This window comes from Paracoccus sp. PAMC 22219 (assembly GCF_000787695.1).
In the GTDB taxonomy this organism is placed as follows: domain Bacteria; phylum Pseudomonadota; class Alphaproteobacteria; order Rhodobacterales; family Rhodobacteraceae; genus Paracoccus.
In genome coordinates, this window is sequence record NZ_BBPH01000085.1 from 1 (window position 1) to 9,002 (window position 9,002).

A 9,002-nucleotide genomic window follows, 5' to 3' on the forward strand; every position below is an offset into this window, starting at 1 on the left:
CCGCCGGGAACCGCCGTCTCCCATCATCGCCAGCACCCGCGGCAGGTTGGCGTGCCGGGCGCGGCGCACTCCGGCGCCCGGCAGCGCGGGCAGATGCGGCAGGTCGTACCAAGGCGACAGGCGCGGCGGTAATCCTCGGGCGCGGCCTGGTCGATGTCGATGTCGATGAATTCCGGGCGGCCCGCGAAATGCGCCCGCACGGCCGACAGGTGGTCGGCCCAGTCCCGCGCCCAGATGTCGCCCAGATCACCCAATGGGACGCCAAGATTGGCCGCGATGCTGCGCGCATAGGCCCCGCCCCGGTGCAGATAGCGGCTGGCGATCCAATCCTCGACCCGGCGGGTGTTCAGCAGGAACACCGATCCCGGATAGTGCTGGTCCAGCAGGGCGAAATCGCGGAACCCCTCGATCACCGGCATGTTCAGGAAGCGCACCGATTCCATGTCGGTAAAGGCCGTGATGCTGTCGGCCCATCGCGCCAGCGGCCGCGCCCCGGTCAGTTTCGCATGGGCGATGTCATCGGCCAGCGCGCCCTCCAGCCAGTGGGCGGCGGGGATTCGGTTCAGGTCGAACAGCCGCGCGATGAAGGTCGTGCCGCATTTGTTGAAGCCGATCTGAAAGAACTTGGGCGGCATGGGCGACCTGTGCGGGGGGCAAGGGGCGACGATGCGCATGGGGGCCGGGCCTGTCAACGCCTGCCCGAGGTTTGTGCGGAAAGCGCCGCTTTGGCGCCCGGCTGCGACAAAGGTCTTGCCTTGCCGCAAGGGGGCGGCTAGCACCGAAGGCAGGAATTCGGGAGACACCGGCGCTGCGCCGGGGCCGAAGGAGAAGCCGCCCCGGCAAGCTCTCAGGCAAAAGGACCGTCTTCCCCAAGAACTCTGGAGAGTGGCCGAAAGGCCCGCCGAAGGGATAACGATCTCAGGCGCCCAACCCCTGTATCCAAGGGCGGGCACGGACAGAGGGGGCATCGACGCACGGGGGCATCCCCCGGCCAACCGATGCCGGCTGCCCGGCAGACACGCAGGAGGCCATATGGCCGAGACGAGCCGCCGGACCGGTCTTTACGACCTTCATGTCGAACAGGGCGCCCGCATGGTGCCCTTTGCGGGCTGGGACATGCCCGTGCAGTACCCGATGGGGGTGATGGCCGAACATCTGCACACCCGGCAGCGCGCCGGGCTGTTCGACGTCAGCCATATGGGGCAGGTGCTGGTCACCCCCGACGATGGCGATCTGGCCACCGCCGCCGCCGCGCTCGAAACGCTGATCCCCGCCGATGTGGCGGGTCTGGCGCAGGGGCGGCAGCGTTACGGGCTGTTCACCAACGACGCGGGCGGGATCCTGGACGATCTGATGTTCGCGAACCGGGGCGATCACTATCTGCTGGTCGTGAACGCGTCCTGTGTGGACCAGGACATCGCGCATCTGCAGACGCTGGCGGGCGTGACGGTGACCCCGGTGACCGATCGCGGGCTGGTCGCGCTGCAGGGGCCGCAGGCCGCGACGGCGCTGGCGCGGCTGGTGCCGGGCGTGGACCAGATGCGGTTCATGGACAGCACCAGCCTGGACTGGGACGGGGTGGCGCTGTGGATCTCGCGCTCGGGCTATACCGGAGAGGACGGGTTCGAGATTTCGGTCCCCGAGACGCGGCTGGCGGATTTCGCACGGGCGCTGCTGGCGCAGCCCGAAGTCGCGCCCATCGGTCTGGGCGCGCGCGACAGCCTGCGGCTGGAGGCCGGGATGCCGCTTTACGGTCATGACATGGACGGGGGCGTGACGCCGGCGCAAGCGGCGCTTGGCTGGTCCATCCCCAAGGTGCGCCGCAGCGGTGGCGCACGGGCGGGCGGATTTCCGGGCGCCGACGTCGTGCTGGCCGAACTGGGTTCGTCCAAGGTCACCCGCCGCGGGCTGCGCCCCGAGGGCCGCGCGCCGATCCGCGAGGGTGTCGCGCTGTTCGCCGACGACGGTGCGCCCATCGGGACGGTCAGTTCGGGCGGCTTCGGGCCGTCGGTCGGCGGCCCGATCGCCATGGCGCGCATTCCCGCAAATATTCCCGACGGCGCCACGATCCAGGCGGAGCTGCGCGGCAAGCGCGTGCCGCTGACGGTCTGCGCCCTGCCCTTCGTCACCCCCTCCTATAAACGCTGAAGGACCTGATCATGCTGAAATACACCGAAGACCACGAATGGCTGCGCGCCGAGGGCGACGAGATCGTCGTGGGCATCACGAAACACGCCAGCGAGCAGCTGGGCGACGTGGTGTTCATCGAGCTGCCCGAGGAGGGCCGCGAGGTCAGCGCTGGCGACGAGATCGTGGTGATCGAGAGCGTCAAGGCCGCGTCCGACATCACGGCCCCCGTGGCCGGCACCATCACCGCGGTGAACGAGGCGCTGTCGGACAGCCCCGGCGACGTGAACGGCGATCCGATGACCGCGTGGTTCTTCCGGATCAAGCCCACCGATGCCGGTGCGCTGGACGGGTTCATGGACGAAGCTGCCTACAAGGCGCTGGTCGACTGAGATCGGCCGGCGGTGGACCGGGGGCCTGACCCCCGGAACACCCAAGCATATTTGAACAAAGACGAAGGGCCGCCGCGCCCTGCAAGGAGGCCAGGATGAGCCGCTGGACGCCCACCGACTATAATCCCGACGATTTCGCCAACCGCCGGCATATCGGCCCGTCTCCGGTCGAGATGGCCGAGATGCTGCGCGCCGTGGGGGCCGACAGCCTGGATCAGCTGATCGAGCAGACCGTGCCCGCCGCGATCCGCCAGTCGGACGCGCTGGACTGGCCGGCTTTGTCCGAGGCCGGGCTGCTGGCGCGCATGCGCGAGGTGGCGGACAAGAACCGCGTAATGACCAGCCTGATCGGGCAGGGCTATTACGGCACGTTCACCCCGCCCGCGATCCAGCGGAACATCCTGGAGAACCCGGCGTGGTACACGGCCTATACGCCCTATCAGCCCGAGATCGCGCAGGGGCGGCTGGAGGCGCTGCTGAACTTTCAGACCATGGTGGCGGATCTGACCGGGCTGCCGGTCGCGAACGCCTCCCTGCTGGACGAGGCCACGGCGGCGGCCGAGGCGATGGCCATGGCGCGGCGGCAGTCCAAATCCAAGGCCGATGCGTTCTTTGTCGCCCACGATCTGCACCCGCAGACCATCGCGGTGATCGAGACGAGGGCGGCGCCTTTGGGCATCCGCGTCATCAAGGGCTCGATCGATGATCTGGTGGCGGATCAGGTCTTTGCCGCGGTGTTCCAGTATCCCGGCACCTATGGCCATGTCCGCGACCTGACGCCCGAGATCGAGGCGCTGCATGCCGCTGGCGCGCTGGCCATCGTCGCGACCGACCTGCTGGCGCTGTGCGTGCTGAAGGAGCCGGGCGCGATGGGGGCCGACATCGCGGTCGGTTCGTCGCAGCGGTTCGGCGTGCCGATGGGCTATGGCGGACCGCATGCGGCCTTCATGTCCTGCCGGGACGCCCTGAAGCGGGCGATGCCGGGGCGCATCGTCGGCGTCAGCATCGACAGTTCCGGCAACCAGGCCCTGCGCCTGTCGCTGCAGACGCGCGAACAGCATATCCGCCGCGAAAAGGCCACCAGCAACGTCTGCACCGCGCAGGCGCTGCTGGCGGTGATGGCGGGGTTCTATGCGGTGTTCCACGGGCCGGTGGGCCTGCGCGCCATCGCGCAGCGGGTGCATCTGCACGCCGTCACGGTGGCCGATGCGCTGCGCGCCGCGGGGGCCGAGGTCGCACCCGAGGCGTTCTTTGACACGATCACGGTCAAGGTGGGCGTGGGCCAGCAGGGCATCATGGCCGCGGCCCGGCATCGCGGCATCAACCTGCGCAAGGTGGGCCGCGACCGCGTGGGCATCAGCGTGGATGAGACGACGGATGCGGGCGTGATCACCCGCCTGCTGGACGCGTTCGGGATCACCGATGCCGCGCCTGCGGCGACCGCACCGTCGATCCCCGAGGCGCTGCTGCGCGAGAGCGAGTACCTGACCCATCCGGTCTTCCACATGAACCGGGCCGAATCCGAGATGATGCGCTATATGCGCCGCCTGTCGGATCGCGATCTGGCGCTGGACCGGGCGATGATTCCGCTTGGCAGCTGCACGATGAAGCTGAACGCCGCGGCCGAGATGATGCCGATCACCTGGCCGGAATTCGGCGCGCTGCACCCGTTTGCGCCGCATGACCAGGCGGCGGGGTATCACGAGGCCATCGCCGACCTGACCGAAAAGCTGTGCGTGATCACCGGGTACGACGCGTTCTCCATGCAGCCGAACAGCGGCGCGCAGGGGGAATATGCGGGGCTGCTGACGATCCAAGCCTATCACAAGGCGCGCGGCGAGGAGCGCGACATCTGCCTGATCCCGGTGTCGGCGCATGGTACGAACCCCGCGTCGGCGCAGATGTGCGGGATGCAGGTCGTGGTGGTGAAATCGGCCCCGAACGGCGATATCGACCTGGAGGATTTCGCGGACAAGGCGGCCAAGGCCGGCGACCGGCTGGCGGCGGTGATGATCACCTATCCCTCCACCCATGGCGTGTTCGAGGATACGGTCCGGCAGGTCTGCGACATCACGCATGACCATGGCGGTCAGGTCTATATCGACGGCGCGAACATGAACGCGCTGGTCGGCTTGGTGAAGCCGGGGGAAATCGGCGGCGATGTCAGCCACCTGAACCTGCACAAGACCTTTGCCATCCCGCATGGCGGCGGTGGTCCGGGCATGGGGCCGATCGGGGTTCGGGCGCATCTGGCGCCCTTCCTGCCTGGCGATCCGCAGGGGGGGACCGGCGCCGTGTCGGCGGCACCCTATGGGTCGGCCTCGATCCTGCTGATCAGCTGGGCCTATTGCCTGATGATGGGTGGCGAGGGGCTGACCCAAGCCACGCGCGTGGCGATCCTGAACGCGAACTATATCGCGGCGCGGCTGGCCGGGTCGTACCCGATCCTGTTCATGGGCAATCGCGGTCGGGTGGCGCATGAATGCATCATCGACACGCGGCCGTTCGCCGAACATGGCGTGACGGTGGACGACATCGCCAAGCGGCTAATCGACAACGGCTTCCACGCGCCCACGATGAGCTGGCCGGTCAGCGGCACGCTGATGGTGGAGCCGACCGAGAGTGAGACCAAGGCCGAGATCGACCGATTCCTCACCGCCCTGCTGGCCATCCGCGCCGAGATCACCGAGGTGGCCGAAGGACGCATCAGCGCCGCCGAAAGCCCGCTGCGCCACGCGCCCCACACGGTCGAGGATCTGGTCCGCGATTGGGACCGCCCCTATTCGCGCGAACAGGGCTGTTTCCCGCCGGGCGCGTTCCGGGTGGACAAGTACTGGCCCCCGGTCGGGCGTGTCGACAATGCCCATGGCGACCGCAACCTGATCTGCACCTGCCCGCCGCTGGAAGCTTATGCCCAGGCAGCCGAATGATCTGACCGCCCCGAGGCCCGAAATCCGGGCCCCGGGGGAACCCTGCCCCGTCCGGTGCATTCCCCCTGCTGAACACGCCCGCGTGAGCGCGCCGCGACAAGCACGAGGTTTGCGATGCCCGACACCCTTCCCCCCGCCCACCGCGCCCGAGAGGAGCTGGTCGCCAACCTGATGGCGGTGCCTGCCGTGATCGGTCTGGCGCTGGCCGTCACCGCGTTCGTCCGACGCGGATCGGGCATTGACGGCACGGCGGGCGCGGGGCTGGCCATCCTGGGCATGGCGGCGCTGGCGGCGGCGGCGCTGCTGGTCGGGCGGCTGTCGCCGGGGCGGTTTCGCACCTTCGTCACGGTGATGATCCTGATCGGCGGTCTGCTGACGCTGATCTGCGCGTGGTTCCTGATGCAGGGCTGGCTGATGCTGGCGGTGGCCCTGACCCTGGCCCTGTGGCTGATCTTCATTCTGGTCGCGAGGTAGACCCATGATCCGCATCCTTCCCGCCCTGATCCTGCTGGCCCCTGCCGCCCATGCGCAACAGACCGAATGGACCGGGTTCCACGGCGACGGCATGGCGCAGAAATACAGCGCCTCGACCCAGATCACCCCCGAGAACGTGTCCGACCTGGAGATGGCGTGGGAGATCCACACCGGCGACGTGTCCGACGGGTCGGGCGACATTCCGGGCACGGTCTGGTCCGCGACGCCGATCCTGGCCAATGACATGCTGTATGTCGGCACGCCCTTCTATCGCATCCTGGCCGTCCATCCCGACACCGGAGAGATCGCCTGGACCTATGAGCCCGACGACACCACTCTGGAGCCGCTGTCACAGCCCGAACTGAAGAACCGCGGCGTGACCTATTGGGAAGGCGACGGCGAAGGACCCTGTGCGCGGCGCGTCTATATCGGCACGATGGACGCCGAACTGCATGCGGTGGATGCCGATACCGGGGCGCTGTGCGCCGATTTCGGCGAGGGCGGCATTCTGGACGTGAACCAGTGGAACAAGCCCGACGCGAACTTTCCGCTGTCGCAGCTGCAGCCGCCGACCGTGTTCCGCGACAAGCTGCTGTTGGGCTGGGCCGGCAAGGATTGGCACGACGCCGAAAATCCGTTGGGGTCGGTGTTCGCCATCGACGCGCGCACGGGCGAGTTGGACTGGACCTTCCATGCGATCCCCGAGGATTACGACGGCGTCACCGGCACGGCGAACGTCTGGACCGCCATGTCGGTCGACGAGGAGAACGGCCTGGCCTACCTGCCCGTTTCCAGCCCCAGTGCGGATTTCTATGGCGGCACGCGGACCGACCCGATCCCGCTGGCCACGTCGGTGACCGCGGTCAACGGCGACACCGGAGAGGTCGTCTGGTCCCGCCAGCTGGTCGACCACGACATATGGGATTATGATACCGTCGCGGCACCAACCCTTGTGGATATCCCCGGTGATGGCGGCACCACCCCCGCCTTGGTCCAGCCGACCAAGATGGGCTATGCCTTCGTTCTGAACCGCCTGACCGGAGAGCCGATCTTTCCGATCGAGGACACCCCCGTCCCCGCCTCCGACATCCCGACCGAGGCGTCCGCCGCGACTCAGCCCATCCCGACCCTGCCGAAATCACCCATCGGCGACGATTGGGGCGGGGTGTTCGGCTTGGCCGACATCGCGTCCTTTGGCTATTGCTCGCGCAAGTTCGAGGAGTTGCGCTATGAGGGGCGGTACACGCCGCCCAGCCTGGAAGGGTCGCTGGCCTATCCGGCCACCGCGGGCGGGTTCCAGTGGGGCGGCGGCGCGGTCGATCCGGAAAACGGCATCCTGTACATCAACAGCTCTCGCGTGGCGCAGATCTATCAGCTGATCGAGCGGGCCGAATACGACACAATGACCACCGGCGGCAGCGAGGCCGAGGGCGGGCTGTTCCCGATGACCGGCACGCCCTATGGCTTCAGCCTGACCAACTTCCTGAACCCGATCGGCATGCCCTGCTGGAAGCCGCCCTATGGCCTGATGTCCGCCATCGACCTGAAATCGGGCGAGACCCTGTGGGAACGCCCGTTCGGGCAGACCCAGCAATGGGGCTTCTACATGCCGGAAAGCTGGGGCTCGCCCACCATCGGCGGACCGGTCGTGACGGCATCCGGGCTGATATTCATCGGCGCGTCGATGGACGCCCGCGTGCGCGCGCTGGACGCAGCCACCGGGGACGTGCTGTGGAAGGCCCAGGTCGACGCGCCCGCCGTGTCGATCCCCGCGGTCTATGACTTCAAGGGCCAGCAATACGTGGTCTTTGCCGTCGGCGGCAATTCCATCATCAAGCCGCAGGTCGCCGATCAGCTGATCGCGTTCACCCTGCCCCAGTGACGACACGGGGCACGGCGCGGCCCACTTGACAAACCGCGCCGCCCCGGCGATCAAAACAGCGTTGGGGTCGTAGCTCAGTTGGTAGAGCGCGTCGTTCGCAATGACGAGGTCAGGGGTTCGATTCCCCTCGCTCCACCATATCACGATTATTCTAGTCACGACTTTCTCTGCATTATTAGGGGATTGATTCAGCATTGCTGTTGCGGTTTTGCGATCTTGCCAACTCTCTACTGCGAAGGTGCTACTCTGGTCCTGACTTGCCCCCGTGGATCCCTCGGTCATGACTTAAGTCCAGTGACTTGAGTACCCGTCATGCGCAAGGTGATTTGATCGACCAGAGGCGGTCGGCTTCAACCAATGCGTTGGCAGTCTCCAGCAGCTTTCGCATGATTGCCACGATCGCGATCTTTGCCGGCTTTCCAGCGTCGCGTAGCTGCGTGGACTTGGCCGTAATGCACGGGTTGAAGCGCATGGCGACCGGCGCGGGCATGAAGAGCGCATCGCGTAAAGCCTTGCGTCCGCCACTGATGAGGGACTTCCCCTTCCAGTGGCCGGCCTCACGGCTGTGTGGGACAAGATGGGCGATGCTTCCGGCCTGTTTTCTGTCCAGTGCGCCGATTTCGGGCAGGAAGGTCAGGATCAAAGGCGCAGCATTCGGACCAAGGCCAAGGACGGAGCAGAGGATCTCACGCTTGCGTGCGGTGGGCGTGTCATCAGCAATGTGCCGGGCAATCTCGGCATCCGGCTCCGCAATCGGACATCCAATCAGGGTCAGGCGCGTTCAGCACTGGCGCGCGAGAACCGCATTCGTTTGCACGTGGCTGCGGTTCTTCATGCGGGTGCGCTCCTTGACCAGTCCCGCCCGTAAGCTGCAGGTCCTTGAGTTCAGGCCGCTGTCCCGAGACAAGGGCATCAGGCTCCATGGAAAGCGCCGCCCCCATGCGGGCAAGACTGCGAGCATCAACCGCATCCGTCTTTGTGCGGGCCTCGCAGGCTTGCGCAAAACGCCGTGCCTGTCGCGGGCTGACCTTCAGTGGGACCTTACCAGAAAGTGCCTTCTCAAGTGCACGATGATAGGGCCTGTGGCTTCAAAAACGACCCGCATCACGAGTGTCGCACCAAGCCACTTCTCACCTGCCATGGGATTTTTCCTCCATCTGCGATTGGAGTCCGGCCCATGGAGAGGACGGACGATGA

At 66.9% G+C, this 9,002-nt stretch carries 7 protein-coding genes, 1 tRNA gene and 1 riboswitch; of the genes, 6 read left to right on the forward strand and 2 right to left on the reverse strand.

Annotated elements, in window-relative coordinates; all coding sequences use genetic code 11:
• Nucleotides 1-23: 23 nt before the first annotated feature.
• Nucleotides 24-635 carry a hypothetical protein gene (locus TY51_RS10435; protein WP_042249303.1) on the reverse strand — a complete coding sequence of 204 codons (612 nt, stop codon included), beginning with the start codon at nt 633-635 and terminating at the stop codon, nt 24-26.
• 148 nt (nt 636-783) lie between these two features.
• Nucleotides 784-873, forward strand: a riboswitch (glycine riboswitch).
• Nucleotides 874-1,032: 159 nt separating this feature from the next.
• Between TY51_RS10435 and gcvT the strand changes: the two genes are divergently transcribed.
• The 6 genes from gcvT to TY51_RS10465 all read left to right on the forward strand — a co-directional run bounded on the left by gcvT (nt 1,033) and on the right by TY51_RS10465 (nt 7,943).
• Nucleotides 1,033-2,148: a glycine cleavage system aminomethyltransferase GcvT gene (gene gcvT / locus TY51_RS10440; RefSeq protein ID WP_042249307.1), complete on the forward strand. Its 1,116-nt coding sequence runs from the start codon at nt 1,033-1,035 to the stop codon at nt 2,146-2,148.
• An 11-nt stretch (nt 2,149-2,159) separates the two neighbouring features.
• Nucleotides 2,160-2,519 (forward strand): glycine cleavage system protein GcvH, encoded by a 360-nt coding sequence (gcvH, locus tag TY51_RS10445; RefSeq protein WP_081994873.1) that lies wholly within the window; start codon nt 2,160-2,162, stop codon nt 2,517-2,519.
• A gap of 95 nt (nt 2,520-2,614) precedes the next feature.
• Entirely contained in the window at nt 2,615-5,449 is a 2,835-nt protein-coding gene (gcvP, locus tag TY51_RS10450; protein ID WP_042249309.1) for an aminomethyl-transferring glycine dehydrogenase, read from the forward strand.
• 114 nt (nt 5,450-5,563) lie between these two features.
• On the forward strand, nt 5,564-5,923 hold the full coding sequence (locus TY51_RS10455) for a hypothetical protein (RefSeq protein ID WP_042249311.1): 360 nt from the start codon (nt 5,564-5,566) through the stop codon (nt 5,921-5,923).
• Between the two features lie 4 nt (nt 5,924-5,927).
• Nucleotides 5,928-7,805 carry a pyrroloquinoline quinone-dependent dehydrogenase gene (locus TY51_RS10460; RefSeq protein WP_042249312.1) on the forward strand — a complete coding sequence of 626 codons (1,878 nt, stop codon included), beginning with the start codon at nt 5,928-5,930 and terminating at the stop codon, nt 7,803-7,805.
• Nucleotides 7,806-7,868: 63 nt separating this feature from the next.
• Nucleotides 7,869-7,943, forward strand: a tRNA-Ala gene (locus tag TY51_RS10465).
• 172 nt (nt 7,944-8,115) lie between these two features.
• Here TY51_RS10465 and TY51_RS20260 read toward each other — a convergent pair.
• Nucleotides 8,116-8,580 (reverse strand): transposase, encoded by a 465-nt coding sequence (locus TY51_RS20260; protein WP_081994875.1) that lies wholly within the window; start codon nt 8,578-8,580, stop codon nt 8,116-8,118.
• Nucleotides 8,581-9,002 lie beyond the last annotated feature (422 nt).

What these genes read in the sequence shown, in the direction of transcription:
- gcvH (WP_081994873.1), top strand. Translation starts at nt 2,160, where the DNA reads ATGCTGAAATACACCGAAGACCACGAATGGCTGCGCGCCGAGGGCGAC.
- TY51_RS10460 (WP_042249312.1), top strand. Translation starts at nt 5,928, where the DNA reads ATGATCCGCATCCTTCCCGCCCTGATCCTGCTGGCCCCTGCCGCCCAT.
- TY51_RS10455 (WP_042249311.1), top strand. Translation starts at nt 5,564, where the DNA reads ATGCCCGACACCCTTCCCCCCGCCCACCGCGCCCGAGAGGAGCTGGTC.
- TY51_RS10435 (WP_042249303.1), bottom strand. Translation starts at nt 635, where the DNA reads ATGCCGCCCAAGTTCTTTCAGATCGGCTTCAACAAATGCGGCACGACC.
- gcvP (WP_042249309.1), top strand. Translation starts at nt 2,615, where the DNA reads ATGAGCCGCTGGACGCCCACCGACTATAATCCCGACGATTTCGCCAAC.
- gcvT (WP_042249307.1), top strand. Translation starts at nt 1,033, where the DNA reads ATGGCCGAGACGAGCCGCCGGACCGGTCTTTACGACCTTCATGTCGAA.